The 26842-nt window shown below is 70.2% G+C and carries 26 protein-coding genes and 1 riboswitch; of the genes, 20 read left to right on the forward strand and 6 right to left on the reverse strand.

Annotated features, from left to right (window positions below):
• Window positions 1–53: 53 nt before the first annotated feature.
• Entirely contained in the window at window positions 54–1496 is a 1443-nt protein-coding gene (locus CG50_RS11780) for a cobyric acid synthase (RefSeq protein ID WP_036638593.1), read from the forward strand.
• 60 nt (window positions 1497–1556) lie between these two features.
• On the opposite strand, the gene CG50_RS11785 is transcribed toward CG50_RS11780, so the two are convergent.
• Window positions 1557–2222 carry an energy-coupling factor ABC transporter permease gene (locus CG50_RS11785; RefSeq protein WP_036638594.1) on the reverse strand — a complete coding sequence of 222 codons (666 nt, stop codon included), beginning with the start codon at window positions 2220–2222 and terminating at the stop codon, window positions 1557–1559.
• Between the two features lie 302 nt (window positions 2223–2524).
• Window positions 2525–3145, reverse strand: coding sequence for a cob(I)yrinic acid a,c-diamide adenosyltransferase (gene cobO / locus CG50_RS11790; protein WP_036638596.1), 621 nt, complete (start codon window positions 3143–3145; stop codon window positions 2525–2527).
• A gap of 65 nt (window positions 3146–3210) precedes the next feature.
• Window positions 3211–3419: riboswitch (cobalamin riboswitch) on the forward strand.
• A 102-nt stretch (window positions 3420–3521) separates the two neighbouring features.
• Here cobO and CG50_RS11795 point away from each other — a divergent pair.
• The 7 genes from CG50_RS11795 to cobJ are packed head-to-tail and all read left to right on the forward strand — an operon-like array spanning window position 3522 to window position 11536.
• Window positions 3522–3896, forward strand: coding sequence for a DUF1636 family protein (locus CG50_RS11795; protein WP_036638599.1), 375 nt, complete (start codon window positions 3522–3524; stop codon window positions 3894–3896).
• Window positions 3897–3931: 35 nt separating this feature from the next.
• On the forward strand, window positions 3932–4966 hold the full coding sequence (gene cobW, locus CG50_RS11800; protein WP_036638601.1) for a cobalamin biosynthesis protein CobW: 1035 nt from the start codon (window positions 3932–3934) through the stop codon (window positions 4964–4966).
• Between the two features lie 9 nt (window positions 4967–4975).
• Window positions 4976–8236: a cobaltochelatase subunit CobN gene (gene cobN, locus CG50_RS11805; RefSeq protein WP_036638604.1), complete on the forward strand. Its 3261-nt coding sequence runs from the start codon at window positions 4976–4978 to the stop codon at window positions 8234–8236.
• A complete protein-coding gene (locus tag CG50_RS11810; protein WP_036638606.1) occupies window positions 8233–9411 on the forward strand; it encodes a precorrin-3B synthase in 1179 nt (392 codons plus the stop codon). The genes cobN and CG50_RS11810 overlap by 4 nt, the downstream gene beginning before the upstream one ends.
• A gap of 25 nt (window positions 9412–9436) precedes the next feature.
• Window positions 9437–10066, forward strand: coding sequence for a precorrin-8X methylmutase (locus CG50_RS11815; protein ID WP_036638608.1), 630 nt, complete (start codon window positions 9437–9439; stop codon window positions 10064–10066).
• 4 nt (window positions 10067–10070) lie between these two features.
• Window positions 10071–10784, forward strand: coding sequence for a precorrin-2 C(20)-methyltransferase (locus CG50_RS11820; protein ID WP_036638610.1), 714 nt, complete (start codon window positions 10071–10073; stop codon window positions 10782–10784).
• Window positions 10781–11536: a precorrin-3B C(17)-methyltransferase gene (gene cobJ / locus CG50_RS11825; RefSeq protein ID WP_036638613.1), complete on the forward strand. Its 756-nt coding sequence runs from the start codon at window positions 10781–10783 to the stop codon at window positions 11534–11536. The genes CG50_RS11820 and cobJ overlap by 4 nt, the downstream gene beginning before the upstream one ends.
• Here cobJ and CG50_RS11830 read toward each other — a convergent pair.
• Window positions 11506–12261 carry a cobalt-precorrin-6A reductase gene (locus CG50_RS11830; RefSeq protein WP_036638615.1) on the reverse strand — a complete coding sequence of 252 codons (756 nt, stop codon included), beginning with the start codon at window positions 12259–12261 and terminating at the stop codon, window positions 11506–11508. The genes cobJ and CG50_RS11830 overlap by 31 nt on opposite strands.
• Here CG50_RS11830 and CG50_RS11835 point away from each other — a divergent pair.
• Genes CG50_RS11835 through cobF form a run of 5 tightly spaced genes read left to right on the forward strand, consistent with a single transcriptional unit; the run spans window position 12260 to window position 16665 of the window.
• The gene (locus tag CG50_RS11835; protein ID WP_036638618.1) at window positions 12260–13447 is read left to right on the forward strand and encodes a bifunctional cobalt-precorrin-7 (C(5))-methyltransferase/cobalt-precorrin-6B (C(15))-methyltransferase; all 1188 of its coding nucleotides are present in this window, start codon (window positions 12260–12262) and stop codon (window positions 13445–13447) included. The genes CG50_RS11830 and CG50_RS11835 overlap by 2 nt on opposite strands.
• The gene (locus CG50_RS11840) at window positions 13444–13818 is read left to right on the forward strand and encodes a cobalamin biosynthesis protein (protein WP_036638620.1); all 375 of its coding nucleotides are present in this window, start codon (window positions 13444–13446) and stop codon (window positions 13816–13818) included. Before CG50_RS11835 ends, CG50_RS11840 begins: the two co-directional genes overlap by 4 nt.
• Window positions 13815–14600: a precorrin-4 C(11)-methyltransferase gene (cobM, locus tag CG50_RS11845; RefSeq protein ID WP_036638622.1), complete on the forward strand. Its 786-nt coding sequence runs from the start codon at window positions 13815–13817 to the stop codon at window positions 14598–14600. The genes CG50_RS11840 and cobM overlap by 4 nt, the downstream gene beginning before the upstream one ends.
• Window positions 14597–15916, forward strand: coding sequence for a cobyrinate a,c-diamide synthase (locus CG50_RS11850; protein WP_036638625.1), 1320 nt, complete (start codon window positions 14597–14599; stop codon window positions 15914–15916). The genes cobM and CG50_RS11850 overlap by 4 nt, the downstream gene beginning before the upstream one ends.
• Window positions 15913–16665 carry a precorrin-6A synthase (deacetylating) gene (cobF, locus tag CG50_RS11855; protein ID WP_036638628.1) on the forward strand — a complete coding sequence of 251 codons (753 nt, stop codon included), beginning with the start codon at window positions 15913–15915 and terminating at the stop codon, window positions 16663–16665. Before CG50_RS11850 ends, cobF begins: the two co-directional genes overlap by 4 nt.
• Before the next feature lie 46 nt (window positions 16666–16711).
• Here cobF and CG50_RS11860 read toward each other — a convergent pair whose 3' ends face one another.
• Together CG50_RS11860 and CG50_RS11865 are read right to left on the reverse strand one after the other, a co-directional pair.
• On the reverse strand, window positions 16712–17989 hold the full coding sequence (locus CG50_RS11860; RefSeq protein WP_036638631.1) for an NAD(P)/FAD-dependent oxidoreductase: 1278 nt from the start codon (window positions 17987–17989) through the stop codon (window positions 16712–16714).
• Between the two features lie 39 nt (window positions 17990–18028).
• Window positions 18029–18694: a haloacid dehalogenase type II gene (locus CG50_RS11865; RefSeq protein ID WP_036638634.1), complete on the reverse strand. Its 666-nt coding sequence runs from the start codon at window positions 18692–18694 to the stop codon at window positions 18029–18031.
• Window positions 18695–18941: 247 nt separating this feature from the next.
• Here CG50_RS11865 and CG50_RS11870 point away from each other — a divergent pair, with 247 nt between their 5' ends.
• The 4 genes from CG50_RS11870 to CG50_RS11885 all read left to right on the forward strand — a co-directional run bounded on the left by CG50_RS11870 (window position 18942) and on the right by CG50_RS11885 (window position 23314).
• On the forward strand, window positions 18942–19295 hold the full coding sequence (locus CG50_RS11870) for a cupin domain-containing protein (protein WP_036638636.1): 354 nt from the start codon (window positions 18942–18944) through the stop codon (window positions 19293–19295).
• Window positions 19296–19430: 135 nt separating this feature from the next.
• Window positions 19431–20264, forward strand: coding sequence for a GNAT family N-acetyltransferase (locus tag CG50_RS11875; RefSeq protein ID WP_036638639.1), 834 nt, complete (start codon window positions 19431–19433; stop codon window positions 20262–20264).
• A gap of 16 nt (window positions 20265–20280) precedes the next feature.
• Window positions 20281–21876 (forward strand): tartrate dehydrogenase, encoded by a 1596-nt coding sequence (locus CG50_RS16610; protein WP_081880407.1) that lies wholly within the window; start codon window positions 20281–20283, stop codon window positions 21874–21876.
• Between the two features lies 1 nt (window position 21877).
• Window positions 21878–23314, forward strand: a complete 1437-nt coding sequence (locus CG50_RS11885; RefSeq protein WP_036638642.1) for an NAD-dependent succinate-semialdehyde dehydrogenase — start codon at window positions 21878–21880, stop codon at window positions 23312–23314.
• Between the two features lie 74 nt (window positions 23315–23388).
• On the opposite strand, the gene CG50_RS11890 is transcribed toward CG50_RS11885, so the two are convergent.
• Window positions 23389–24390, reverse strand: coding sequence for an Ldh family oxidoreductase (locus CG50_RS11890; RefSeq protein WP_245615708.1), 1002 nt, complete (start codon window positions 24388–24390; stop codon window positions 23389–23391).
• A gap of 204 nt (window positions 24391–24594) precedes the next feature.
• Between CG50_RS11890 and CG50_RS11895 the strand changes: the two genes are divergently transcribed.
• Genes CG50_RS11895 through CG50_RS11905 form a run of 3 tightly spaced genes read left to right on the forward strand, consistent with a single transcriptional unit; the run spans window position 24595 to window position 26814 of the window.
• Window positions 24595–25254 carry an amino acid ABC transporter permease gene (locus tag CG50_RS11895; RefSeq protein WP_036638645.1) on the forward strand — a complete coding sequence of 220 codons (660 nt, stop codon included), beginning with the start codon at window positions 24595–24597 and terminating at the stop codon, window positions 25252–25254.
• A 19-nt stretch (window positions 25255–25273) separates the two neighbouring features.
• Complete coding sequence (locus CG50_RS11900) at window positions 25274–26059, forward strand: amino acid ABC transporter ATP-binding protein (RefSeq protein ID WP_036638647.1); 786 nt, start codon at window positions 25274–25276, stop codon at window positions 26057–26059.
• A complete protein-coding gene (locus CG50_RS11905) occupies window positions 26056–26814 on the forward strand; it encodes an SDR family NAD(P)-dependent oxidoreductase (RefSeq protein WP_036638649.1) in 759 nt (252 codons plus the stop codon). Before CG50_RS11900 ends, CG50_RS11905 begins: the two co-directional genes overlap by 4 nt.
• Window positions 26815–26842 lie beyond the last annotated feature (28 nt).

A 26842-nucleotide genomic window follows, 5' to 3' on the forward strand; every position in this document is an offset into this window, starting at 1 on the left:
GCCGGGCGCGCCGCGCTGCCTTAGGTCTTGGGCAAGACGACCCGGGGGGACGGATGGCGCGCGCGGTGATGATTCAGGGGACGGGCTCGAATGTGGGCAAGTCGCTGCTGGTGGCGGGGCTGTGCCGGTGGGCGCGCAACCGCGGGCTCTCCGTCGCGCCGTTCAAGCCGCAGAACATGTCGAACAATGCCGCCGTCACCGCCGATGGCGGCGAGATCGGCCGGGCGCAGGCGTTGCAGGCGCTGGCCGCCGGGATCGAGCCCCTGTGCGACATGAACCCCGTGCTGCTGAAGCCCGAGACCGACACGGGTTCGCAGGTCGTGGTGCAGGGCCGGCGCGTCGCGACGACCGGGGCGCGCGATTACGTCGCGCTGAAACCGAAGCTGATGGGCGCGGTTCTGGAGAGTTTCGCGAGGCTTTCGGCGCGCCACGATCTGGTGATCGTCGAGGGCGCGGGCAGCCCGGCCGAAGTCAACCTGCGCGCGGGCGACATCGCCAACATGGGCTTTGCCCGCGCGGCGGGCGTGCCGGTGGTTCTGGCCGGCGACATCGACCGCGGCGGCGTGATCGCGCAGCTCGTCGGCACGCAGGCGGTGCTGGACCCCGCCGATGCGGCGCTGATAAAAGGCTTCATCGTCAACAAGTTCCGCGGCGATCCGCGATTGTTCGACGATGGCTATCGGCTGATCGCCGAGCGCACCGGCTGGCGCGGTTTCGGCGTGGTGCCGTATTTCCCGCAAGCCGCGCTTCTGCCGGCCGAGGATGCGCTCGACCTGCCGCGGCGCAGCGCGGGACGGGGGCTGAAGGTGGTGTGCCTGACGCTGTCGCGGATCGCGAATTTCGACGATCTGGACCCGTTGCACGCCGATCCGGGCGTCGATCTGAGCATGATCGTGCCCGGTCAGCCGGTTCCGGGAGATGCCGATCTGGTCATCGTGCCGGGCACGAAATCGACGCGCGGCGATCTGGCGTTCCTGCGTGCGCAGGGCTGGGACATCGACCTTGCGGCGCATCTGCGGCGCGGTGGGCACGTGCTGGGAATTTGCGGAGGATATCAGATGCTTGGCCGGGTGATCCGCGATCCGGAGGGCCTCGAAGGCCCGGCGGGCGAGGAGGCCGGCCTCGGCCTTCTCGACATCGAGACGGTGATGGTCGCCGACAAGCGCCTGACCCGGATCGAGGGCACCCATGTCGCGACCGGCGCGCCGATCCGCGGCTACGAGATCCACATCGGCCGCAGCGACGGACCGGACCGCGCCCGCCCCTTCGCCCGCATCGGCCCGGCGCCCGAAGGCGCGGTTTCGGCCGATGGCAAGGTGACCGGCAGTTACCTGCACGGCATGTTCGCCGAAGACGATTTCCGGCGCGCCTTCCTGGCGGGCTTCGGCGTGCAGGCGGGCCCTCAGTCCTATGCGCAGGGCGTGGACGATACCCTCGACCGGCTGGCCGCGCATCTGGCCGCGCATCTGGATGTCGAGGGCTTGCTCAATCTATAGAAGCCATTGGCGTAAAATGAAAATCTGCCGGGAAATCGGTTGCCCGGCAGATTGGTCGGATCAGACGTAAAGGCGCCGCGTCACCAGCCCCGAGCCCTTCAGCGCATGGGCACGCTTCGCCACCGCCAGCACCGCCAGATCGACCAGCGGTTCGAGCAGAATGACCGTCATGTAGGCCGCGCCGAAGGTCATCACCTGCGTGACTTCGGCCAGGCCCTGACCGTAGATCGCCCAGAACGCCACCCAGGCGACGATGCCGCCCTGATAGGCCGTCGAAAGCGCCAGCGCCTGACGGTATTTCAGATCGACATAGGCGGTGCCCGGCGCGATCAGGCGCCCCGCCAGCAGCCGCAGCCCGAACAGCGGCATCAGCAACGTGGTCACGTTCATCCCGTATTGCGGCAGATCGAAGGGCGCGAAGAACAGCCCCTGAATCAGCAGCCCCATCGCCAGCCCGATCGCCGCCGGCGCCAGCCCGAGGATCAGAAACAGCGTCGAGCCGAGGATCAGATGCACCTCGGACACGCCGACCGGATAGTGCGGCATCAGCTCGAAAAAGCTGAACACCGCCGCGGTCGCGATGGCCGAGCGCGCCACCAGCGAGCCGAGGCCCTGCACCCGCACCGCCTCGACCGCGGCCTTCAGCGTGACCAGTCCGGCGCCGGCGGCTGTGGCATAGCTCAGGAAGATCTTGGCACCGGAAACGATGCCGGGTTCGATGTGCATGTCGCGTTCTCCTTGCCGTCGCGCGGACGGCGGTTGGCGGGATCGCGGACCGGGCCAAAGCCCTGCCGGTCAGAACGTTTCTCAGCCCAAATCCGGGCCCGGTCACGGGGTCGCGACGCGGGTTCTGACGGTCCTCCCCGGCCGGATTTGTCGGAGAGGATTCGCACTAAATCAAGCCCGCCGCTCAGTTGCCCCCCGATGCGGCGCCAGAATCGGTATTTCCGGACGATATTTTTATCGTTTTATTTCAATGATCTGCGGTGGCAGAAAATTTTTTTCCGCGAGGGCCTGAAGCAGATCGGTCAGAACTCAACCCCCGGTTGTGCCTTGATGCCGTCGCGGAACGGGTGTTTCACCAGCGTCATCTCGGTCACCAGATCGGCCAATTCGATCAATTCCGGCAAGGCGTTGCGCCCGGTCAGAATGACATGCGTCAGGGGCGGTTTTTCGTCCCTGAGGAAGCTCAGAACCGCCTCCGCATCGAGGTAGCCGTAGCGCAGCGCGATGTTGATCTCGTCGAGCAGAACCATCCGAATCGCCTCGTCGCGGATCAGCCGTTTCGCCATTTCCCAGCCGCGTCCGGCGGCGGCGATGTCGCGGGCGCGGTCCTGCGTCTCCCAGGTGAAGCCCTCGCCCATGGCGTGGAACTGGCACAGATCGGGGAAATGCGCCTCGATCAGGCGCCGTTCGCCGGTGTCCCAGCCGCCCTTGATGAACTGCACGACGGCGCAGGGCATCTGATGCGCGATGGCGCGCAGGATCATCCCGAAGCCTGACGAACTCTTGCCCTTGCCCTTGCCGGTATGGACGATGATCAGCCCCTTCTCGCCCTGTTTCGTCGCCATCATCCGGTCACGCGCGGCCTTGATTTTCACCATTTTCGCGGCGTGGCGGGCGTCTTCGGAGGGGTCGGTCTGGCTCATCGGGGTCCTCGGGGTCGGAAAGCGGGTGCCGTGGCGGCAGACTTGACAAGGCGGTGAGCGTGACGTCACTTGGGCCTCGCTGGTTCCTGTCGATGACAGGTGAAAAGGGAATGCGACAGGCCGTCAAGGCCCCAAGCAGCCGCCCCCGCGACCGTGACCGGAGAGTTCCGTCCGATGCCACTGACCCTTCGGGGCCGGGAAGGCGGGCGGGGCGCAGGGGCCTCAGGCCCTCGACTCCGCAAGCCGGGAGACCTGCCAGCACGATGATGTAACGGGCGAACGGGGTGTGTCGCGGCCGGCTTGCGCACCCTGCCGTTCGCGGCCCCCGTGCACTCGCCTGTCCTCCCCCTGTGCGTCCCCGAGCGGGAAGACGACGATGGGCGGGGTGTCCCTGATGATCTGCACCACCTGCCGGCGCGTGGCCGGCGAACCGGAGGTTTCCGGGCCGGACGCCTGTCCGGGCGCGCGGCTTTACGCGGCGTTGTCTGCGCTCCCTTGCCCCGAAGGCGTCACGCTGCGCCCGGTCGAATGCCTCTCGGCCTGTTCGCGCGGCTGCGCCGTGGCGCTGTCGGGCGGGGCAGAGCGGTGGAGCTACGTTTACGCCGAAATGGACCCGGCCGTCGACGCGCCCGAGATCCTCGCCGGGGCGGCGCGCTACGGCGCGACCGCGGACGGGCTCGTGCCCTGGCGCGAACGCCCCGAGATCTTCCGAAAACGCTCCGTCGCGCGGCTGCCGCCGCAAGCCGTCTGATCCCCGCGCCCGTCCGAAAGCTGAAGGAACCTCCGATGTCCGATCTGAAGAAAATCCCCGTCACCGTCATCACCGGCTTTCTGGGCTCTGGCAAGACCACGCTGATCCGCCATCTGATGGCCCATCCGAAGGGCCGCCGCCTCGCCGTGCTGGTCAACGAATTCGGCACCACCGGCGTCGACGGCGCGATCCTGAAATCCTGCGCCGACGAGAACTGCCCGGTCGAGGGCATCGTGGAACTGGCGAACGGCTGCATCTGCTGCACCGTCGCCGACGAGTTCATCCCGGCGATCGAGCAGCTTCTGGCGCTGCCCGTCCCGCCCGATCACATCCTGGTCGAGACCTCGGGCCTCGCGCTGCCGAAGCCGCTGCTGAAGGCCTTCGACTGGCCGCCGATCCGCTCTCGGGTGACGGTCGACGGGGTGATCGCGCTCGCCGATGCCGAGGCGGTGGCCGCAGGCCGTTTCGCCCCGGACCCGGCCGCCGTCGATGCGCAGCGCGCCGCCGATGGCAGCCTCGACCACGAGACCCCGCTCTCCGAGGTGTTCGAGGATCAGATCGCCTGTGCCGATCTCGTGCTGCTGACCAAGGCCGATCTGGTCGGCGCCGCCGATCTCGACCGCGCCCGCGCCGCAGTCCGTGCCGAGGCGCCGCGCCCGATCCCGGTCCTGTCGGTGGTCGACGGTGCGGTCGACGCGCGGGTGATCCTCGGGCTCGAGGCCGCGGCCGAGGACGATCTCGCCGCCCGCCCCTCGCATCACGACGGGCTGGCCGATCATCACCATGACGATTTCGCCTCGATGACGGTGACGCTCGGCGAGGTGGACGACCCGAAGGCGCTGGAGGCCGCCATCGAGCGTCTGGCGCGCGAGCAGGACGTGCTGCGGGTGAAGGGCTATGTCGCGGTGACCGGCAAGCCGATGCGGATGCTGCTGCAAGCCGTGGGCCCGCGTCTGCGCAGCCAGTATGACGAGCCCTGGGGCGCGCGTCCGCGCGTTACCGAACTCGTGGTGATCGCCGAGCATGACCGCCTCGACGAACCGGCGATCCGCGCCGTTCTGGGGGCCTGAGGCGGCGCGATGCACATCGTCTTCCGCGAAAGCCACGGGCTCGAAGAGGCCGACGTGCCGCAGGATCTGGGGCAGGATGGCGCGGATCTCGCGGTGCTGTCGTTCTCGGACAGCGATCTCGGGGCTTTCGCGGCGGGCTGGAACCGGCTGCGGGCGCGCGGGGGCGATCTGCCGCAGGTGCGGCTGGCGAACCTCGCGGCGCTGCGCCATCCGCTGTCGGTCGATACCTATCTCGACCGCACCCTGCCGCGGGCGAAGGGCATTCTGCTGCGGCTGATCGGCGGCGAGAGCTACTGGCCCTATGGGCTGGCGAGCGTGCAGGATCTGGCGCGCCGGCAGGGCATCGCGCTGGCCGTTCTGCCGGCCGACGGGCGGGTCGATGCACGCCTCGATGCCGCCTCGACGGTGCCGGTGGCGCTGTTGCGCCGTCTGTCCACGCTGTGCGATGCGGGCGGCGCCGCGGCGGCCGAGGCCGCGCTGTGCCTTCTGGCCGAGGCCGCCGGTGTGCCGCTTTCCGCCCCGGATCTGCCGCCCGCGCTCCCCGAGTTCGGTTTCTACCGTCCCTGCACCGGCCCCTGTGCCCCGCCCGCGGCCGCGCCGGGCCGGCCGCTTGCCGTGGTGGCGTTCTACCGCGCCTATCTCGCGGCGGCGGACCTCGCCCCGGTCGATGCGCTGATCGCGGCGCTTGAGGCGCAGGGGTTCTCGGCCATCGGCCTGTTCGCGCCCTCGCTGAAGCATCCGGCGGCTGCACGCTGGATCGCGGAGGAACTTACCCGTCTCGCGCCCGCGGCCATCGTCAATCTGACCGCCTTCTCGGCGCAGGGGGACGGGGGCACATCGCCCCTCGACGCGCCCGGCTGCCCGGTGTTTCAGGTGGCGCTTTCGACCGCGCCGCGCCCGGCCTGGGCCGAAAGCAGCCGCGGCCTTTCGCCCGCCGATCTCGCGATGCACGTGGTTTTGCCCGAGGTCGACGGCCGCATCTTCGTCGGCGTGGCAAGTTTCAAAGCCGCCACTCCGCGCGATCCGCAGCTGCAGATCGCGCGCCAGATCCACGCGGCCGAGCCCGAGCGCATCGCCGCCATCGCCGCCCGCATCGCGGGCTGGCACCGGCTCTCCGCCCTGCCACCGGCCGGCCGGCGCGTGGCGCTGGTGCTCTCGACCTATCCCGGCCGCGACGATCAGATCGCCCATGCCGTGGGTCTCGATGCCCTTGCTTCGGCCGAGGCGATGCTCGCCGATCTTTCCGCCGCAGGCTATCCCATCGGGCCGGAGGCCGGGCTTGCACAGCGGCTGATCTCGGCCGATCTGCGCTGGCCGGCGGGCGAATATCATGCCGCCCTGTCGCGCCTGCCCCGGGCCCTGCGCGACGATCTGGCAACCGCCTGGGGCGCCCCCGAGGACGACCCCGATTGCCCGGACGGCACCTTCCGGTTTCGCGCCCTGAAAAGTCGCGCGGGCCTCGTCGCGCTGCAGCCCGAGCGCGGCCGGCCGAAGACCCGCGGCGACGACTATCACGACCTTTCGCGCGTGCCGCGTCATGCCTATGTCGCGTTCTACCTGTGGTTGCAGACGCAGGCCGATGCGCTGGTGCATGTGGGCGCGCATGGCACGCTCGAATGGCTGCCGGGCAAGGCGGTGGCGCTGTCGGACGCCTGCTGGCCCGAGGCGCTGACCGGCGCCCTTCCGGTGATCTATCCGTTCATCGTCAACGACCCCGGCGAGGCCGCGCAGGCCAAGCGCCGGATCGGGGCGGTGACGCTCGGCCACATGCCGCCGCCGCTCGGGCAAAGCCGGCTGCCCGAGGATTTCGGGGCGCTCGAACGGTTGCTCGATGAATATTCGACGGCGGACGGGCTCGATCCCGCGCGGCGCGACCGGCTGATCGCCGCGATCCGCGCCGAGGCGCAGGGCCGCGGCGTCGAGGCCGATCTCGACATCCCCCCCGGTGCCAGCGCCGCCGAGGCGATCCCGCGCATCGACCGTTTCGTCTGCGACATCAAGGAATCGCATTACCCCGACGGGCTGCATGTCTTCGGCACCGGCGCTTGCGGCGCCGAGGAACGGGCGGGGCTGCACCGCGCGCTTGCCGGGCGGCGCGTCGCGGCGGGCCCCTCTGGTTCACCCAATCGCGGCCGGACGGATGTGATGCCGACGGGGAGGAACCTGTTCACCACCGATCCGCGCGCCGTGCCCTCGCGCGCGGCGCACGCGCAGGGCGTGCGTCTGGCCGAAGAGCTGTTGCGCCGGCATCTGCAAGATCATGGCGACTGGCCGAAGGGGCTGGTCGTCGATCTGTGGGGCTCGGCCACGATGCGCACGGCGGGCGAGGAATTCGCGATGGCGCTGCATCTCGCCGGTCTCAGCCCGCGCTGGCAGGACGATGGCGCGCGCGTGACCGGGTTCGAGATCATCCCGCCGGCCCTGCTGAACCGGCCGCGGATCGACGTGACGCTGCGGGTGTCGGGGCTGTTTCGCGACGTGTTCCCGGGGCTGGCGCAGATGTTCGGGCAGGCTGTCGCGGCGCTCGCCGAACGTGACGAGGCCGATAACCCCTATCGCCGCGCGGGCCCGCGGGTGTTCGGGCCGCGCCCGGGCAGTTACGGCCTCGCGATGCCCGAGACCGACGATTTCACCCCCGAGGCGCGCCTTGCCGCCGGCGAGGCCTGGCTCGCCGCCTCCGCCCATGCCATCGCGGCCGATGGCTCCATCGCGGCGGATCGGGCGGCGCTGGAACGCCAGCTCTCGGCCGCCGACGGTTTCATCCATCCGCAGGATCTGCCCGAGTCCGATCTGTTGATGGCGTCCGACTATGCCGCGCATGAGGCCGGTTTCGCCGCCGCGATGGCGCGGATCGGCCGGCCGGCGCCCGCGCTTTACCACCTCGACGCCACCCGGCCCGAGGCGCCGCGCGCCCGCACGCTCGCCGAGGAGGTCGCCCGCACCCTTCATGCCCGCGCCGCCAATCCGGACTGGATCGAGGCGATGATGCGCCACGGCTTTCGCGGCGGGGCCGAGATCGCCGCGACCCTCGATCACCTCGCGGCCTTCGCGCATCTGGGCGGCGTCGTCGGCCCGCATCTGTTCGACGCGTTCTTTCAGGCGACGCTGGCGCGCGACGATCTGCGCGCGTTCCTCGGCCGCGAGAACCCCGCCGCGCTTGCCGCGATGATCGCCCGGTTTCAGCAGCTGCGCGCGGCCGGGCTGTGGGCCAGCCGGCGCAACTCGACCGGCGCGCAGCTCGATGCGCTCGCGGCGGAGGACAGGACATGACCCCGGATTTCGCCGTGCGCGGCTGGTGCCCCGGTGCTTTGCGTCCGATGGCATCGGGCGATGGGCTGGTGGTGCGGCTGCGCCTGCCCGCCGGGCGGCTGTCGCCCGAGACCGCCCATGCCATCGCCGATCTGTCGCGCCGCTACGGCAACGGGCTGATCGACCTTTCCGCGCGGGCCAATCTGCAACTGCGCGGCGTCCGCCCCGAGGCGCATCCCCCCCTGATCGCCGCGCTTCAGGCGCTGGCGCTTCTCGACCCCACGCCCGAGGCAGAGGCGCGGCGCAACATCCTCGTCACTCCTTATATATATAGCGACGACATTTCCGCCCGGATCGCGGCCGATCTCGCCGCGCGGCTGCGTGCCCCCGACGCCCCCGATCTGCCCGGCAAGTTCGGCTTCGCGGTCGATTGCGGCGGGGGGCGGCCGGTGCTCGGCGCCGCGCCCGCCGACATCCGGATCGAGGCGACGCCCGCCGGCCCGATCTGCCGCGCCGAGGGGCTGAGCATGGGCCGCCCGGTCAGCGCCGAGACCGCTGCCGGGGCGGCGCTCGACCTCGCGCGGTGGTTCATCGCGGCGGGGGGCGTTCAGGGCCATCGCGGCCGGATGGCGGCGCTGATCGCGCGCGGCGTGCTGCCGCCCGAGGAGTGGCGCAGCGCCCCCGCCGCCCCTTCGCGCCCGGTGCCGCCGCCCGGTCCCTGTGCCGAAGGCTTCCTGATCGCGCCCGAGTTCGGCCGGCTGAGCGCCGATGCGCTCGACGCGCTGGCGGCGCTCGGGTCGCTGCGGCTGACGCCCTGGCGGATGGTGCTGATCGCGGGGGTGCGCGCGATCCCCGATCTCGGCCGCGCGCTGAACGAGCGGCTGATCCGCGATCCGGCCGATCCGCGGCTGCGGGTCTCGGTCTGTCCGGGTGCGCCCGAATGCCCGCAGGCCCGCGCCGCGACCCGAGACCTCGCCCGCGCGCTGGCGCCGATGGTCCCGGCCGGGCGGGGGCTGCATGTCTCGGGCTGCGCCAAGGGTTGCGCCCATCCCGCGCCCGAGGCGCTGACGCTGACCGCCACCGCGCCCGACCGCTTCGATCTGATCGCCGGGGGCCGCGCCGCGGACCCGCCGCTCCGCCGCGGGCTCAGCCCCGCCGCGCTTCTCGCCGATCCGCGCCTGTTGACCCATTTCTGACTCCTGTTGAGTGAAAGCCCCTTCGATGCCCTACGATTATGAAAAGGACGGCGCCGCGATCTACCGGCAGAGCTTCGCCACGATCCGCGCCGAGGCCGATCTCGGCCGGTTCTCGCCGGACGAGGAACCCGTCGCGGTGCGGATGATCCATGCCGCCGGGATGGTCGGGCTGGAGCGCGATATCGTCTTCTCGCCGGGCATGGCGGCGGCGGCGCGCGGCGCGCTGATCGCCGGCGCCCCGGTGCTGTGCGATGCGCGCATGGTGTCCGAGGGCATCACCCGCGCCCGCCTGCCCGCCGGCAACCGGGTGATCTGCACGCTGTCCGATCCCGGGGTTCCGGCGCTGGCCGCGCGGCTTGGCACCACGCGCTCGGCCGCCGCGCTGGAGCTGTGGCGCCCCGACCTCGAAGGTGCCGTGGTCGCCATCGGCAATGCGCCGACGGCGCTGTTTCACCTCCTTGAAATGCTCGAAGACCCGGCCTGCCCGCGCCCGGCGGCGATCGTCGGTTGCCCGGTCGGCTTCGTCGGTGCGGCGGAATCGAAGGATGCGCTGATCGCCGCGCTGCCCGCGCCGTCGCTGATCGTCAAAGGGCGGCTCGGCGGTTCTGCGATCACGGTGGCGGCGATCAACGCGCTTGCCAGCCGGAAGGAGTGAGACGATGGCCAGGGTGATCTGCGTCGGCCTCGGGCCCGGCGATCCGCGGCTGATGAGCGTCGAGGCCTGGCGCACGCTTGGCCGCACGCGCCACGTCGCCTATTTCTGCAAGCGCGGCGCGCGTGGCAATGCGCGCCGCATCGTCGAGGGGTTGCTTGCCGAGGGCGCCGCCGAATACCCGATGGAATACCCCGTCACGACCGAGATCCCGCTGTCCGACCCGGAATATTCCCGGCTTCTGGCGCAGTTCTACGACGCGTGGAGCGACCGCCTCGCCACCCTCGCCGAGACCGAGGATGTCGCCGTGCTGTGCGAGGGCGACCCCTTCCTCTACGGCTCTTTCATGCACCTGCACAGCCGGCTGAACGGGCGCGCCGAGGTCGAGGTGATCCCCGGCATCTCCGGCATGTCGGGGTGCTGGACCGCGACGGGCACGCCGATCACCTGGGGGGACGACGTGCTGACCGTGCTGCCCGCGACGCTGACCGAGGACGAGCTGACCCGGCGCGCGCGCGATACCGATGCGCTGGTGGTGATGAAGATCGGCCGCAATCTGGCGAAGCTGAAACGCGCGCTGGCGGCGGCCGGCAAGCTCGATGCCGCCTGGCTGATCGTGCGCGGCACCATGCCCGAGCAGCAGATCCACCGCCTCGCCGAGGTGAGCGAGGCCCCCTATTTCTCGACCGCCGTGATCCACGGCCAGGGGCGGCGGCCATGAGCGGGCAGCTTGTCGTCGCGGGCCTCGGCCCCGGCGCGGAAGAACTCATCACCCCCGAGGTGACGGCGGCGCTGATCGAGGCGACGGATATCGTCGGTTACGGCCCCTATGTCGCCCGCGTGGCCCTGCGCGCGGGCCAGCGGCTGCATGGCTCCGACAACCGGGTCGAGGTCGAACGGGCGAGCTTCGCGCTCGACCTCGCGGCGCGGGGGCGCAAGGTGGCGGTGGTGTCCTCGGGCGATCCGGGGGTCTTCGCCATGGCCTCGGCCCTGTTCGAGGCACTGGAGGACGGGCCGGCCGAATGGCACGACCTCGACATCCGCATCCTGCCCGGCATCACGGCGATGCTGGCGGCGGCCGCGCGGCTCGGCGCGCCGCTCGGTCACGATTTCTGCGCGATCAACCTGAGCGACAATCTGAAGCCCTGGGCGGTGATCGAGCATCGCCTTCGCATGGCGGCGCGCGGCGATTTCGCGATGGCTTTCTACAATCCCCGCTCGCGCGCGCGCCCCGAGGGCTTCGGCCGCGTCCTCGATGTGCTGCGTGAGGAACTGGGGGGCGAACGGCCGATCTCCTTCGCGCGCGACGTCTCGAAGCCCGGAGAGCAGTTGCTGACGCTGCCGCTCGCCGAGGCGCGGGCCGGGATGGCCGACATGCGCACCGTGGTGATCGTCGGCAATTCGATGACGCGGCAGGTCGGTCGCTTCGTCTACACCCCGCGTCAGGTGCCGGGTGTGAGAGGGGCGGAATGATCGAGCCAGTCGAGAACCTCGCGCACGCTGCCCAGAACCTTGCGGGGCGGCAGCTCGGGGCGCTGCACCATCAGCACCGGCAGGCGCAATTCGCGCGCCGCCATCAGCTTCGCGCGCGCGCCCTCGCCGCCCGAGTTCTTCGTCACGATCCAGTCGATGCGGTGGCGGATCAGCAGATCGCGGTCGCCTTCGAGGGTGAACGGCCCGCGCGCGATCACCGCTTCGGCAGTGGCCAGCGGCAAGGGCCCTTCGGGCGGATCGACGAGGCGCAGAAGATAGCTGTGCTGCGGCGCGACGGCGAAAGCGTCGAGGTGCTGGCGCCCGATCGCCAGAAACACCCGCTGCGAAGCCTGCGGCAGATAGGCGGCGGCCGCGGCGAGGTCGGGCATACTCAGCCACAGATCGGCGGGCTCGGGCACCCAGGGCGCGCGCTCCAGCCCGATCAGCGGCGTATGGGTCAGCGCTGCGGCCGCGATGGCGTTGCGGCTGATCGAGGCGGCGAACGGATGCGTTGCGTCGACGATCCGGGTGATGCCTTCGCGCCGGATGTAATCGACGAGCCCCTCGACCCCGCCGAAACCGCCGATGCGGGTGGGCAGGGGCTGCGGCGCGGGGGTGGCGACGCGGCCCGCATAGGAGAATACGGCATCTGCGCCGCGGGCGGCGAGCGCCTCGGCGAGGCGGCTTGCCTCGCTGGTGCCGCCGAGAAGAAGGGTGCGCGTCATGGCTGATCCCTGGTTGTCGATCATCGGTCTGGGCGAAGATGGCCCCAACGGGCTGCCGGCCGCAAGCCGTACCGCGCTTGACGCCGCGGAAACGGTGTTCGGCGCGCCGCGGCATCTGGCGCTGGCGGCCGTCGGCGCGCGCGGGCGCGACTGGCCGGTGCCGTTCTCGGTGCAGCCGGTGCTGGCCCTGCGCGGCCGCAAGGTGGCGGTTCTGGCCTCGGGAGATCCGTTCTGGCATGGGGCGGGCGGCTCGCTCGCGCGCCATCTGGCGCCCGGCGAATGGCGCGCCTTTCCGGCCGTCTCGACATTTTCCCTTGCGGCGGCGCGACTTGGCTGGCGGATCGAGGAAACCGTCTGCCTCGGCCTTCATGCCGCTCCGTTCGAGCGTCTGTTGCCGCATCTCGGCCGGGGGGTGCGCGCGATCTGCCTGATGCGCGACGGCCATGCGCCCGCGGAGCTTGCGCATTGGCTGAGCGCGCAGGGCTTCGGCGCCTCGACCCTGTGGATCATGGAGGCGCTTGGCGGCCCGCGCGAGCGCCTGCGCGAGGCGCGCGCCGATGCCCCCCTGCCCGGGGACATCGCCGCCCCGGTCGCGGTTGCCGTGGCGCTGTCTGGTCATGCGGCGATCCCCGCCTCTGCCGGCCTCGCCGACGATCTGTTCGAAAGCGACGGCACGATGACCAAGCGCGTGGTGCGGGCGCTGACCGTTTCGGCGCTGGCGCCGCGGCCGAACGAACTCCTGTGGGACATCGGCGCGGGATCGGGCACGGTGGCCGTCGAATGGGCGCGGATGGCACCGGGCGCGCGGGCCATCGCGCTGGAACCGAAGGCGGAGCGGCTCGGGTTCATCCGCCGCAATGCCGCGAAATTCGGGCTGAGCGACCGGATCGCGCCCGTCGCCGGCACCGCCCCCGAGGCGCTGGCGGATCTGCCCGATCCCGATGCCGTGTTCATCGGCGGCGGCGGGTCCGAGGCGACCATCGCCGCCGCGCTCGCCAGGCTGCGGCCGGGCGGGCGGCTTGTCGCGAATGCCGTGACGCTCGAAAGCGAAGCGCTGCTGAGTGCTCTCTATCTGCGCCACGGCGGCACGCTTGAGCGGATCGAGATCGCCTCGGCCGCCCCTCTCGGCCGGCTGACCGGCTGGCAGCGCGCCCGCCCGATCGTGCAATGGAGCCTCGCCCGATGATCGTCGCCGGGATCGGATTTCGCGCCCTCGCCCCCATCGCCGCGCTGGCCGAGGTTCTGACGCGCGCCGAGGCCGCCGCCGGCGCGTCGGTCGACGCGCTCGCCACCCCCGCGGACAAGGCGCAGGCGGTGCAGATCCGCGCGCTGGTCGCGAGCCTCGGCCTGCCGCTGATCGCGGTGGCGGCCGCGGCGCTGGCCGGCATCGACACGCCCACCCGCTCGCCCCGCGTCGAAGCCCGCTACGGCACCGGATCGGTCGCCGAGGCCGCGGCGCTTGCCGCCGCGGGCCCGGGCGCGCGGCTTACCGTCGCGCGCCTGTCCTCGACCGACCGCACCGCAACCGCCGCCATCGCCATCGGAGACCCCTCATGACCGTTCATTTCATCGGTGCGGGCCCCGGCGCCGCCGACCTCATCACCCTGCGCGGGCGCGACCTGATCGCGGCCTCGCCGGTCTGCCTTTACGCCGGATCGCTGGTGCCCGAGGCGCTGCTCGCCCATTGCCCGCCGGGCGCGCGGATCGTCAACACCGCGCCCCTGTCGCTTGACGAGATCGTGGCCGAGATCCGCGCCGCGCATACCGCCGGTCAGGATGTCGCGCGGCTGCATTCGGGCGATCTGTCGGTCTGGTCGGCGATGGGAGAGCAGCTGCGCCGCCTGCGCGCCGAAGGGATCCCCTTCGACGTGACGCCCGGCGTGCCCGCCTTCGCCGCCGCGAGTGCGGCGCTTGCGGCCGAGATGACCTTGCCCGGCGTCGCGCAATCGCTGGTGCTGACGCGCACCGGCGGGCGGGCCTCCGCCATGCCCGGGGGCGAGACGCTCGAAGCCTTCGCGGCGACCGGGGCGACGCTTGCGGTGCATCTGTCGGTGCATGTGCTCGACGATGTGGTCGCGCGGCTCGCCCCGATCCTCGGCGGCGATTGCCCGGTGGCGGTGGTCTGGCGCGCGAGCTGGCCCGATCAGCGCGTGGTGCGCGCCACCCTCGACACCATCGCCGGGGCCTGCGGGGCCGAGCGCGGCCGCACCGCGCTGATCGTGGTGGGCCGCGCGCTCGCCGCCGAGGGGTTCGACGAAAGCCGCCTGTATGCCGGCGATTACGACCGCCGGTTCCGCCCGGTCGGCACCGATCCGCGCTTCCCGGCAGGCACCGAATGAGCGCGCTGCCCCCCGGTCTGGTGATCTCCGCCCCGGCTTCGGGCAGCGGCAAGACCACGGTGATGCTCGGTCTTCTCGATGCGCTCGGGCGGCGGGGGATCGCGGTGCAGCCGTTCAAATGCGGGCCGGATTACATCGACCCGGGGTTTCATCTGGCGGCCTCGGGGCGGGCGTCGGTCAATCTCGACGGCTGGGCGATGGCGGGGGGGCAGCTCGACGCGCTGGTGCGGGGTGCCGCGGGCGCGGATCTGGTGCTCGCCGAGGGCTCGATGGGGCTGTTCGACGGGGTGGCGCGGCCCGGCGCCACCGGCACCGGCGCGAGTGCCGAGATCGCCGCGCGCTTCGGCTGGCCGGTGGTTCTGGTCCTCGACACCCGCGGGCAGGCGCAATCGGCGGCGGCGGTGGCGCTTGGCTTCGCGCGCCTGCGGCCCGGGGTGACGATCGCGGGCGTGGTGCTGAACCGCGTCGCCTCGCCCCGGCACGAGGCGCTGTTGCGCGCCGGCATGAGCGAGGCCGGCATCCCGGTTCTGGGCGCGCTGCCGCGCCGCGCCGGGATTGCGCTGCCCGAGCGGCACCTTGGCCTCGTTCAGGCGGGCGAACACAGCGAGATCGCGGCGCTGATCCGCGAGGCGGGCGATTTCATCGCCGAACATCTGGACCTCGACGCGCTCGTCGCGGCCGCCGGGCCGACGCGGGCGGGCGACACCCCGCACCGCGCGCTTCCACCGCCCGGCCAGCGGGTGGCGCTGGCGCAGGACGCGGCGTTTTCCTTCGCCTATCCGCATGTCCTTGCCGGCTGGCGCGCCGCGGGGGCCGAGATCGTGCCGTTCTCGCCCTTGGCCGACGAGGCGCCCGACCCGGCCGCCGATGCCTGCTGGCTGCCCGGCGGCTATCCCGAGCTGCACGCCGGTCGTCTTGCCGCGGCCGGGCGGTTCAGGGCCGGCCTGCGCCATTTCGCCGAGACCCGCCCGGTGCATGGCGAATGCGGCGGCTATATGGCGATGGGCGCGGCGCTGATCGACGCCGAGGGCGTGGCGCACGAGATGGCGGGGCTCCTTGGACTGGTCACATCCTACGCCGCGCGCCGGATGCACCTCGGGTATCGCGTGGCCGACCTGCTGAGCCCGATGCCGGGGCTGGCGGCGGGATCGGCGCTGCGCGGCCACGAATTCCATTACTCGACCGTCATCGAACAACCCGATGCCCCCCTCGCCCGGGTCACCGACGCCGGGGGCCGGACGGTCGCCGAAACCGGATCGGTGCGCGGCCGAGCCAGCGGCACCTTCTTTCACCTGATCGCGGAGGACATGCGATGATCGAACTCAGCCTGATCGGCATCGGACCGGGGAACCCGCGGGCGCTGAGCTTGCAGGCGATCGACGCGATGCGGGCGCAGGACGTGATCGCGATCCCGCGCAAGGGCGCCGCGAAGGACGATCTGGCCGAGCTGCGCCGCGCGATCTGCGCCGAGCATCTGCGCGGGACCGAAACCCGCATCGTCGAATTCGACCTGCCGGTGCGCGATGCCGCCGCGCCCGATTACCGTGCGGGCGTCGAGGCCTGGCACGACGCCATCGCCCTGTGCTGGCAACGGGTGCTGACGGATGCCCTGCCCGGCGGCGGCAAGGCCGGGTTTCTGGTCTGGGGCGATCCCGCGCTTTACGATTCCACGCTGCGCATCGCGCGCCGGCTGCCCGGCCCGGTCTCGGTGCGGGTGATCCCCGGCATCACCGCCATCGCCGCGCTGACCGCGGGCCATGGCATCGCGCTGAACACCGTCGGCGGGTCCTTCACCGTCACCACCGGGCGGCGGCTGCGCGAAGACGGCTGGCCCGAGGGGGCGGAAACCGTGGTCGTCATGCTCGACGGCGATTGCGCCTTTCGCGCCATCGCGCCCGAGGGGGTAAGCATCTGGTGGTCGGCCTTCGCCGGCATGGAAGGGGAGATCCGCCTCTCCGGCCCGCTCTCCGAGACCGCTCCGCGCATCGTCGCCACCCGCGCCGAGGCCCGCGCGCGCCACGGCTGGATCATGGACATCTATCTGTTGCGCCGCGACGCTGCCTGAAAGCGGGAACCGCCCCCGGGCTCCGGGGGGCGGTTCCGAGAGCCCGTCAGGACACCATGTCCTTGAGCTCGAAATACATCCCCACCATCGGCAGGAACCAGGGCTTGCCCGAGTAAAGCGGGATCGACGGCCAGTCGAGCCCGGCGAGCGGGTTCGCCTTCTGATCGCCCATCGCCATCTTCGCGAGGATCACCCCCATGTGGTTCGCCATCTGCGCGCCATGGCCGGAATAGCCCATGGAATACAGCATCCCGTCATGGCTGCCGGCGCGCGGATAGCGGTCCTTGGTCATGTCGACGAGGCCGCCCCAGCAGTAATCCAGCGGCACATCGGCGAGATGCGGGAAGGTCTGCGCCAGCGACCGGCGCAGGATCGCGCCCGATTTCGCGTCCGAACGCTGGTCGGAACTCGCCGAGAACCGCGCCCGCCCGCCCCAGATCAGCCGGTTGTCGGGCGCGAGGCGGAAGTAATTGCCGATGTTCATCGTGGTCACGCAGGTGCGGTTGCCCGGCATGGTCATCGCGATCTCGGCCTCGGTCAGGGGGCGGGTTGCGACGATGAACGAGCCGACCGACAGGATACGGCGGCGAAACCAGCTGAACGGGCCCGCGGTATAGGCGCCGGTCGCCAGAATGACCTGTTTCGCCTTGAGCGAGCCGCGCGGCGTCGTCAGGCGCCAGCCCTGCCCGTCGCGGTGCCGGCCGGTGACCGGGGCGTGCTCCCAGATCGTCGCGCCGTAGCGGTGACCCGCCTCGGCCAGCCCGTTCACATAGCGGCCCATGTGCATCATGCCGGCCTTCTTCGACAGCATGGCGCCGTGGAACGTCGCCTCGCCGACCTCGGCGCGCAGCTCCTCGGGGTCGAGGAAGGCGGTGTCGGGGTCGACCTCGCGATGCACCAGCTCGTAATTCGCGCGCAGAGCGGCGACATGGCCGGGTTTCGAGGCGAGTTTCAGCTTGCCCGCGCGGCGGAACGAGCAGTCGATCCCTTCCTCGGTCACGATCTGCTCGACCGTGTCGACGGCATCGTCGAGCGCGCGATACAGCCGGCGCGCCATCTCTTCGCCCAGATGCGCCTTCGCCTCGCCGTAGCTGTGGGCGAGGCCGTTGTTCAGATGCCCCCCGTTGCGACCCGAGCCGCCGAAGCCCACGGTCTCGGCCTCGAGCAGCGCGACCTTTGCGCCGGCCTTCGCCAGCACCCGCGCCGCCGACAGCCCGGTGAACCCGCCGCCGACGATGGCGATATCGAACGCGCCCTCGACCGGGCCTTCGGCGCCATGCGCGAAGGGGGTCGACGTGGCGTGCCAGTAAGAGGTGAATTCCATCGTTCCGCCCTCCAAGGCGTTCTTGGCTTCAGGTCCGGCTTACAGGCCGAACACCCCCGCGAGGCCACCGATATCCTTGATTTCGGTGTATTCGTAGTAGGGATTCGCCGGCTCGTGGCCGCGGTTCACCCAGACCTTCGACTTGATGCCCAGATCGTAGGCGGTCATCAGGTCGTAGCGGAACGACGAGGAGCAATGCGTGATGTCCTCGGGGCCGCAGCCGAGCACGTCGAGCATGTATTCGAACCCGTTCATCTGCGGCTTGTAGGTGCCGGTTTCCTCGGCGGTGATGACCTTGCAGAACGGCGCGCCCAGCTTTTCGACGTTCGACATGATCTGACTGTTCATCGCGTTCGACAAGATGACCAGCGGGATTTCCTTCGCGACCTTCGCAAGGCCGGCGGGCACGTCCGGATGCGGGCCCCAGGTCGGCACCTCTTCATAGATGCGCAGCGCGTCTTCCTCGCGGAAGGTCACGCCATTCGCCTTGCAGGTGCGTTCGAGCGAATTCGCCACCACATCGGCATAGGGTTTCCAGGCGCCCAGAACCTCGTCGAGGCGGTAGGCGGCGAAGTTCCTGATGAACTGCGTCATCTTCGCGTCGTCGAGCATCTCGCCATAGATCCGACGCGCGGCGCCGGCCATGTCGTAGTTGATGAGCGTGCCGTGGCAATCGAAGGTCACGAATTTCGGGCGAAAGGTCATGTCTGTCTCCGTAGGGTGCCGGCGGCGCCGGTCGAATGGGTCGTGTCGGGGTCCATCCTGAACCCGTGTCGCCGACGATCGTTGCCGGGTTTCGCGTTCCGGACGCATGAAATTGCGTATCTCGCGGCATGTGCGGCACTCCCTGCCGGAAGCCGGCCGCATTCGGCCGCCGCGGCGCGGGCGCGGCGGCGAGGATGGCACGATCTGCCGTCCCCCGGCCCCACACCGCCCAGAACAGGAGAGTTCCATGGCCAATATCCTTCGCATCGACACCCTTCCCGCCTTCGCGCCGCGCGAATCGAAAGCCGCGCCCGAGAAGCTGATCGCCGGCGATCCCTCGTTCCGGACCTGGGATCTCGACGTTTCGCGCGAGGGCGAGGTCCGCACCGGCATCTGGAGCGCGACGCCCGGCACCACCCGCTCGATCAAGGGCGAGAGCTTTGAATTCTGCCATATCCTCGAAGGGGTTGCGGAGATCGCCGAAGACGGCGGCGAGACCCTGACCTTTCGCGCGGGCGACAGTTTCGTGATGAAGCCGGGCTTCACCGGCACCTGGCGCACGGTCGAGACGCTGCGCAAGATCTTCGTCATCGTCGCCTGAGGCGGCCCCCTGCCGCGCAACTTCCTGCGGTGCGCAGGACGCGGCGCAGGGCGAAATAGCGCGCGGACCGGGGATGCGGTGCATTATGCCGGCCCTCCGGTCCTAGCGTTTCCGCAAGACAAGGAACCACCGCCCATGACCGAACGAACTCAAGACCAGACCCTCCGGATCGAAGCCTTCGCGCAGCAGTATCTGCCGGGCGCGGTGCGGCTGTCGCAACAGGCGGGCTGGCCGCATCGGCCCGGGGACTGGGCCTTCACCGCGGCGGTCTCGAAGGGCTTCGTCGGGATCGAGAACGGCGAGGTGGTCGCCACCGCCTTCTGTTCCGAATTCGGCGATTTCTGCACCATCAACATGATCATCGTCGATGCCGCGATGCGCGGTCGCGGGCTTGGCCGGCGGATGATGGATCGGGTGATCGCGGCGGCGAACGGGCGGGGCATGAGCCTCGTCGCCACCGCGGACGGGCTGCCGCTTTACGAAAAGCTCGGCTTTCGCGCGACCGGCGAGGTCGTGCAGCATCAGGGCATCGTCACCGAGGTGCCGGCACTGCCCGAGGGTTTCGCCACGCCGCGCATCGCTACCCGCGACGATCTGGCCGCGATCGTGGCGATGGATCGTGACGCATCCGGCGCCGATCGTTCTGCGATGCTGGGCAATCTGTTCGACATCGCCACGATCCGCATCTGCGACACCGGCTTTGCCGCGGTGCGCGATTTCGGCCGCGGCCGCACCGTCGGGCCGGTGGTGGCGCGCGACGCCATGACGGCGCGGGGGCTGATCGCGGCCTCGGCCGCGACGGGCGGGTTCCTGCGCCTCGATACCCGGCCCGACTGCGGGCTGAGCGATTTCCTGACCGCCATGGGGCTTTCCCCGGTCGGCGGCGGGATCACCATGCACTGCGGACCGGCGCGGCCCGCGGCGAAAGAGTTCATGACCTGTGCCCTGACCTCCCAGGCCCTGGGCTGACATCCGGAGAACAAAGATGTTGTCAAATTCGCTGCAAGAACTGGACAAGGCGCACCTCGTCCATCCCGTGTCGTCCTGGCGCGGCCACGAGGCCCGGGGTGTGAAGATCCTGAAATCGGCCAAAGGCGCGACGGTGGTCGACGCGACCGGCAAGGAGCTGATCGACGGTTTCGCCGGCCTGTGGTGCGTCAACGCCGGTTACGGTCACGAGAGCGTGGTTCAGGCCGCGGCCGAGCAGATGCGCACCCTGCCCTATGCGACGGGGTATTTCGACATGGGCGCCGAGGCGCCGATCCGTCTGGCCGTCGCGCTGACCGAGCGCGCCCCGGGCGATCTGAACCATGTGTATTTCGCCCTCGGCGGGTCGGATTCGGTCGACAGCTCGATCCGCTTCGTGCGCTACTACTGGTATGCGAAGGGCCAGCCGAAGCGCGATCAGTTCATCTCGATGCAGGAAGGCTATCACGGTTCGACCACGGCCGCTTCGGGCCTGACGGCGCTGCCGGGCTTTCACACCGGCTTCGGCGTGCCGTTCGACTGGCAGCACAAGATCTCGTCGCATTACGTCTACCGCAACCCGGTGGGCCAGGATCCGGCCGCGATCATCGCCGCCTCGGTCGCCGAGCTGAAGGCCAGGGTCGCCGATGCGGCCGCGGCGCGCTTCGGCTTCGCGCTGAAGACGACGGAATTCCCCTGGTCGTGCGACTATTACCTGAAGACCGGCGAGATGATGCCCGCCGACGGCATCGCGCAGCTGCGCCCGTTCGATGCGATCTACCTCGGCGCCGTGGGCTGGCCGAAGACGGTGCCGGATTCGGTCTCGCTGCACGGTCTGCTGCTGCCGATCCGCAAGGCGTTCCGCCAATATGCCAACATCCGCCCGCATCGCTTGCTCAAGGGCGTCGAAGGCCCGCTGAAGGCCGGGGGCTTCGACATCCTGTGCATCCGCGAGAACACCGAGGGCGAATATTCCGGCGCCGGCGGCCGCGTGCATCAGGGCACGCCCGATGAAGTCGCCGTCGAGACCGCGATCTTCACCCGCGCGGGCGTCGAGCGCATCCTGCGCTTCGGCTTCGAGAGCGCGATGCGCCGGCGCAGGAAGCTGACCTCGGTCACCAAGTCGAACGCGCAGAAATATTCGATGGTGTTCTGGGACGAGGTGACCGATCAGCTCGCGAAGGAATATCCCGAGGTCGAGGTGACCCACACCCATATCGACGCGATGGCCGCGAAGATGGTGATGGCGCCCGAAAGCCTCGACGTGATCGTCGCCTCGAACCTGTTCGGCGACATCCTGACCGACCTCGGCGCGGCGATCCAGGGGGGGCTTGGCTTCGCGGCCTCGGCCAATATCTGCCCCGATCGCTCGGCGCCCTCGATGTTCGAGCCGGTGCACGGTTCCGCCCCCGACATCGCGGGCAAGAACATCGCCAACCCGATCGCCGCGATCTGGTCGGTGGCGATGATGCTCGACCATCTGGGCGAGAAAGCCGCCGCCGAAGCGATCCTGACCGCGATCGAGGCCGCCACCGCCACCGGCGTCGGCACCCGCCCCGGCAGCCATTCCACCGATGCCATCACGACCGCGGTCCTGACCGCGCTGGAGGCCTGAGATGAAACTGTCCGATCCCACCCTGTTCCGCGAGGCCGCTCTGATCGACGGCCAGTGGATCGCGCGCCCCGACATGGGCGTGACCAATCCCGCGACCGGCGCGATCATGGGCCACATGCCCGATTGCACCGCCGCCGAGACCGAAGCCGCCATCGCCGCCGCGGAAACCGCGATGCTCGCCTGGAAGGCGCGCACCCACGCCGAGCGCGCCCAGATGCTGATGCGCTGGTTCGACCTGATGGTCGAGCACGAGGCCGACCTCGCCGCCATCCTGACCGAGGAACAGGGCAAGCCCCTCTCCGAAGCCGTGGGCGAGATCCGCTATGGCGCGAGCTTCGTCAAATGGTTCGCCGAGGAAGCGCGCCGGATCTATGGCCGCACCATCCCCTCGCCGACCCCGGACCGCCGCATCCTGACGATGAAGCAGCCGGTCGGCGTGTGCGCGATCATCACGCCGTGGAACTTCCCGAACGCGATGATCACCCGCAAGGTCGCCCCGGCGCTGGCGGCGGGCTGCACCGTGGTCATCAAGCCCTCGGATTTCACGCCCTATTCGGCCATCGCGCTCGGCGTGCTGGCGGAAAAGGCCGGGATCCCGGCGGGCGTCATCAACATCCTGACCGGCCGCCCCGAAGAAATCGGCGGCGTGCTGACCGCCTCGCCGGCGGTGCGCAAGCTGTCGTTCACCGGCTCGACCCGCGTCGGCGCGCTGCTGATGGGTCAGTGCGCGCCGACGGTGAAGCGGCTGTCGCTGGAACTCGGCGGCAACGCGCCGTTCATCGTGTTCGACGATGCCGATCTGGATCAGGCGGTCGAGGGCGCGATGGCGTCGAAGTTCCGCAACGGCGGGCAGACCTGCGTGTGCGCCAACCGTCTGCTGGTTCAGTCGGGCATCCATGACGCTTTCGTCGCGCGTCTGGCCGCGCGCGTCGATGCGCTGAAGGTCGGGCCGGGCACGGAAGCGGACACCGACATCGGGCCGATGATCAACATGGCCGCGCTCGACAAGATCAACCGCCATGTCGATGACGCGATCTCGAAGGGCGCCGAACGGGCGACCGTGGCGCGCAACCTCGACGGGCAATATGCCGATCCGGTGGTGCTGACCGGCGCGACGGTGGCGATGCAGCTCGCCTCCGAGGAGACCTTCGGCCCGGTCGCGCCGATCTTCCGCTTCGAGACCGAGGAAGAGGCCATCGGGGTCGCCAACAGCACGCCCTTCGGGCTGGCGGCGTATTTCTACACCCGCGATCTCGCCCGCGCCTTCCGCGTCGGCGAAGCGCTGGAATTCGGCCTGATCGGGCTGAACAGCGGCGGCGTGTCGACCGAAGTCGCGCCCTTCGGCGGGGTCAAGACCTCGGGCCTCGGTCGCGAAGGCGGCCTCGAAGGGATCGAGGAATATCTCGAAACCAAGGCGATGCACATCGGCGGGCTGTAAGCTCTCGCCGCCATCGAGCAAAGAAAAACGGGCGCCCTCGCGGGCGCCCTTCGTCGTTCGGGGGGGCCTGAAACTCAGGCCTGCGCCGTTTCGGGCCGGATCATCGCGAGAACCTCGGGGGCGATCTCGATGCCCTCTTTCAGCGCCTTCGCGCGCAGGCCCTGACCGCGGCGGCCGGGCAGACGCGCGCCCGGCTCGTCCTCGATGGTGCGGGCGAGCGCCGCGATGCGAGAGAGCGCGCGCACGCCGCCCGTCGCCTCGGGGTCGATCACGATCAGCATCTGACCGAGCGCCGGCGCCGGGCCCTTGTCGTCGAAGAGCGAAGACGCCTCGGTCGAGAAATTCGCCCCCGTCATCGCCGTCGCCATCGTCTCGACCATCAGCGCGAGCGCCGCGCCCTTCGCGCCGCCGAGCGGCATCATCGTGCCCGCCATCGCGCGCGCCGCATCCGTCGTCGGCTGCCCGTCGATGTCGAGCGCCCAGTCGTCCGGGATCGCCTCGCCCTTCTGGCGCGCCGCCATCACCTTGCCGCGCGCGACCTTCGAGAGCGCGAGGTCGATCACCATCGGCTCCTCGCCGATCACCGGGGCGGCGAAGGCCACGGGATTTGTGCCGAACACCGGCTTGCGCCCGCCCCACGGCGCCATGCAGGCGGGCGCATGGGCCACCATCAGCGCGACCAGCCCCTGATCGGCCAGCCGCTCGACCGTCAGCCCCATGACGCCCGCGTGATGCGAGCGGAAGATCGAGGCGGCGGCGATGCCATATTCGCGCGCCATCGCCGGCAGCTTCCCGACCGCCAGATCGAGCGCCGGATAGGCGAAGCCAAGCCCCGCGTCGATGCGCAGAACGCCCGGACGCACCGTCTCGGCCACCGGCGTGGCGAAACCGTCGACCTTGCCGGCACGCGCCTGCGCGGTATAGGCCGGGATCCGGCGCAGCCCGTGCCCGCCCTGCCCCGAGGCCTCGGCCGCGACCAGCGCCTCGGCGACCGAGGCGGCATTGTCCGCCCGCACCTTTGACGAGATAAGGGTTTCAGTGGTCCAGCGGCGAATGTCATCGAGCGAATAGGTCACGGGTCTCTCCTGCGGCATCTGTCCAAGACCTGCCCCTTTCGCACCCGAAGTGCGAGGGGAAATCGCCCCGCCCGCGCCCGGTTTTCACGCGCCATGAGTTTCGTTCATGCCGTCCGCAGTTTTCGGAATTGTCCCCGGGGGCCGGTTTCGGTCATCCTCGATACAACAATAATGCCCGCAGGGGCGCACCGACAGGAGAGTGCCGTGAACTACCAGTGGGATTTCAGCTTCTTGCTGGAATACAAGACGCTGATCTGGCAGGGCGCGCTGTATACGCTCGGGTTCACCGTGCTGACGGCGGTGTCCGGGCTGACAGTCGGCTGCATCATCGCGCTCGCGCGGCTGAGCGGGATCCGCTGGCTCGCCTGGCCGCTGCTGGCGATCAGCGAGCTGTTTCGCTGCACCCCGGTTCTGGTGCAGCTGGTGTGGTGCTATTACGCGCTGCCGATCCTGATCGGGGTGAACCTGTCGCCGCCGGTCGCGGCCTTCATCACGCTGACGATGTATGGCGGATCGTTCTACGCCGAGATCATCCGCGGCGGCATCATCTCGATCGACGCGGGGCAGTGGGATGCGGGGCGCGCGCTCGGGATGCGGATCGGGGCGCTGATGCGGCGCATCGTGCTGCCGCAGGCGTTCCGGCGCATGGTGCCGCCTCTGGTCAACCAGACCGTGTTGCAGCTGAAGAACACCTCGCTTCTGTCGGTGCTGGCGGTGCCCGATCTGTTGTATCAGGGCCAGCTGATCACCTCGGCGACCTATCGGCCGCTTGAAACCTACACGATGGTAGCGGTGATCTATTTCATCTTGCTGCTGCCGCTGACCCGTGGCGCGGCGCTTCTCGAAGCGCGGATGAGCCGCTGAGCCGGCCGGAGGATGTAAGATGTCGAATTCCATCACCACGATGATCGAAGTGGTCGGTCTGAAGAAATCCTTCGGCACTCATGCGGTGTTGCGCGACATCTCGCTCGAGGTGCCGAAGGGCGGGGTCGTGGCGCTGATCGGGCCGTCGGGGTCCGGCAAGTCGACGCTGCTGCGCACGCTCAACCTGCTGACGCTGCCCGACAGCGGGTATATCCGCGTGGGCGCGAGCCGCATCGACTTCACCGCCGGGCAGCGGATGCCGCGCGACCGCGAGCTTGCGGCGTTTCGCGCCCGCACCGGCATGGTGTTCCAGAACTTCAACCTGTTCCCGCACATGAGCGCCGAGGCGAATGTGATGGAAGGGCCGGTGACCGTTCAGCGCATGAAGAAGCCCGAGGCCCGGGCGCTCGCGCGCGAGTTGCTGGCCAAGGTGGGCCTTGCCGACCGGGCGGAGGCGATGCCCGAGCAGCTGTCGGGCGGGCAGAAGCAGCGCGTGGCGATCGCCCGCGCGCTCGCCATGAAACCCGATGTGATGCTGTTCGACGAGGCGACCTCGGCCCTCGACCCGGAGCGCGTGGCCGAGGTTCTGGCGGTGATGAAGCAGCTCGCGACCGAGGGGATGACCATGCTTCTGGTCACGCACGAGATGGCCTTCGCCCGCGAAGTCGCCGATACGGTGATCTTCATGCGCGACGGCTATGTCGTCGAGAGCGGCCCGGCGCGGCAGGTGATCGACCACCCCGCCGAAGAGGCCACCCGCGCTTTCCTGAGCCACTTTCACCATGCCGCAGGAGCCGGCGCATGAGCCGCGATACCATCGTTCTGATCACCGGCGCGGCAAGCGGCATCGGCGCGGCCATCGCGCGCGCCCTCGCCGCGCCCGGATATGCGCTCATGCTGCACACCGGGCGCAATGCCGAAGGGCTCGATGCCGTCGCGGCCGAGGCGCGCGCGAAAGGCGCGACGGTCGAGACGATCCTCGGCGATCTGACCGATCCGTCAGTGCCCGCGGCGCTGATCGCGGCGACGAGGGAGCGGTTCGGCGGGCTCGACCAGATCGTCGCGAATGCCGGGCGGGCGCAGAAATCGGCTTATGCCGATCTGACCGACGTGGATCTGACCCGCGCCTTCGCGCTGATGCCGCTCGCCTTCTTCCGGCTGACGCAGGCGGCGCTGCCGGCGCTGAGGGCCTCGGACCGCGGGCGGGTTGTGGCGCTGAGTTCCTTCGTCGCGCATCTTTACGGCACGAACGACATGCTGTTTCCGGCCACCGCGGCGGCGAAGGCGGCGCTCGAGGCGCTGGCGAAATCGCTCGCCGTCGAGCTGGGCCCCGAGGGCGTGACGGTGAATTGCGTGGCGCCCGGATTCGTGCGCAAGGATGCGCAGGGCCATGCCGCGACCTCGACCGAGGCGATGGCACGCTCGGCCGCGATCACGCCGAACCGCCGCCTCGGCCTGCCCGAGGATATCGCCGACACGGTGTGCCATCTGCTCTCGCCCGGTGCGCGCCACATCACCGGGCAGGTGATCCATGTCGACGGCGGGCTGATGCTGCCCTGAAGGAACGCCGCCCCAGGCATGATGAAAA

The organism is Paenirhodobacter enshiensis (assembly GCF_000740785.1).
Taxonomy (GTDB): domain Bacteria; phylum Pseudomonadota; class Alphaproteobacteria; order Rhodobacterales; family Rhodobacteraceae; genus Rhodobacter; species Rhodobacter enshiensis.

Coding starts and splice junctions, on each gene's coding strand:
- CG50_RS11850 (WP_036638625.1), top strand. CDS start 14,597: ATGAGCGCGCTGCCCCCCGGTCTGGTGATCTCCGCCCCGGCTTCGGGC.
- CG50_RS11815 (WP_036638608.1), top strand. CDS start 9,437: ATGCCCTACGATTATGAAAAGGACGGCGCCGCGATCTACCGGCAGAGC.
- CG50_RS11780 (WP_036638593.1), top strand. CDS start 54: ATGGCGCGCGCGGTGATGATTCAGGGGACGGGCTCGAATGTGGGCAAG.
- CG50_RS11840 (WP_036638620.1), top strand. CDS start 13,444: ATGATCGTCGCCGGGATCGGATTTCGCGCCCTCGCCCCCATCGCCGCG.
- cobN (WP_036638604.1), top strand. CDS start 4,976: ATGCACATCGTCTTCCGCGAAAGCCACGGGCTCGAAGAGGCCGACGTG.
- CG50_RS11905 (WP_036638649.1), top strand. CDS start 26,056: ATGAGCCGCGATACCATCGTTCTGATCACCGGCGCGGCAAGCGGCATC.
- CG50_RS11830 (WP_036638615.1), bottom strand. CDS start 12,261: ATGACGCGCACCCTTCTTCTCGGCGGCACCAGCGAGGCAAGCCGCCTC.
- CG50_RS11810 (WP_036638606.1), top strand. CDS start 8,233: ATGACCCCGGATTTCGCCGTGCGCGGCTGGTGCCCCGGTGCTTTGCGT.
- CG50_RS11870 (WP_036638636.1), top strand. CDS start 18,942: ATGGCCAATATCCTTCGCATCGACACCCTTCCCGCCTTCGCGCCGCGC.
- CG50_RS11900 (WP_036638647.1), top strand. CDS start 25,274: ATGTCGAATTCCATCACCACGATGATCGAAGTGGTCGGTCTGAAGAAA.
- CG50_RS11795 (WP_036638599.1), top strand. CDS start 3,522: ATGGGCGGGGTGTCCCTGATGATCTGCACCACCTGCCGGCGCGTGGCC.
- cobO (WP_036638596.1), bottom strand. CDS start 3,145: ATGAGCCAGACCGACCCCTCCGAAGACGCCCGCCACGCCGCGAAAATG.
- CG50_RS11875 (WP_036638639.1), top strand. CDS start 19,431: ATGACCGAACGAACTCAAGACCAGACCCTCCGGATCGAAGCCTTCGCG.
- cobM (WP_036638622.1), top strand. CDS start 13,815: ATGACCGTTCATTTCATCGGTGCGGGCCCCGGCGCCGCCGACCTCATC.
- CG50_RS16610 (WP_081880407.1), top strand. CDS start 20,281: ATGTTGTCAAATTCGCTGCAAGAACTGGACAAGGCGCACCTCGTCCAT.
- CG50_RS11820 (WP_036638610.1), top strand. CDS start 10,071: ATGGCCAGGGTGATCTGCGTCGGCCTCGGGCCCGGCGATCCGCGGCTG.
- CG50_RS11835 (WP_036638618.1), top strand. CDS start 12,260: ATGGCTGATCCCTGGTTGTCGATCATCGGTCTGGGCGAAGATGGCCCC.
- cobF (WP_036638628.1), top strand. CDS start 15,913: ATGATCGAACTCAGCCTGATCGGCATCGGACCGGGGAACCCGCGGGCG.
- CG50_RS11785 (WP_036638594.1), bottom strand. CDS start 2,222: ATGCACATCGAACCCGGCATCGTTTCCGGTGCCAAGATCTTCCTGAGC.
- cobW (WP_036638601.1), top strand. CDS start 3,932: ATGTCCGATCTGAAGAAAATCCCCGTCACCGTCATCACCGGCTTTCTG.
- CG50_RS11865 (WP_036638634.1), bottom strand. CDS start 18,694: ATGACCTTTCGCCCGAAATTCGTGACCTTCGATTGCCACGGCACGCTC.
- CG50_RS11860 (WP_036638631.1), bottom strand. CDS start 17,989: ATGGAATTCACCTCTTACTGGCACGCCACGTCGACCCCCTTCGCGCAT.
- cobJ (WP_036638613.1), top strand. CDS start 10,781: ATGAGCGGGCAGCTTGTCGTCGCGGGCCTCGGCCCCGGCGCGGAAGAA.
- CG50_RS11885 (WP_036638642.1), top strand. CDS start 21,878: ATGAAACTGTCCGATCCCACCCTGTTCCGCGAGGCCGCTCTGATCGAC.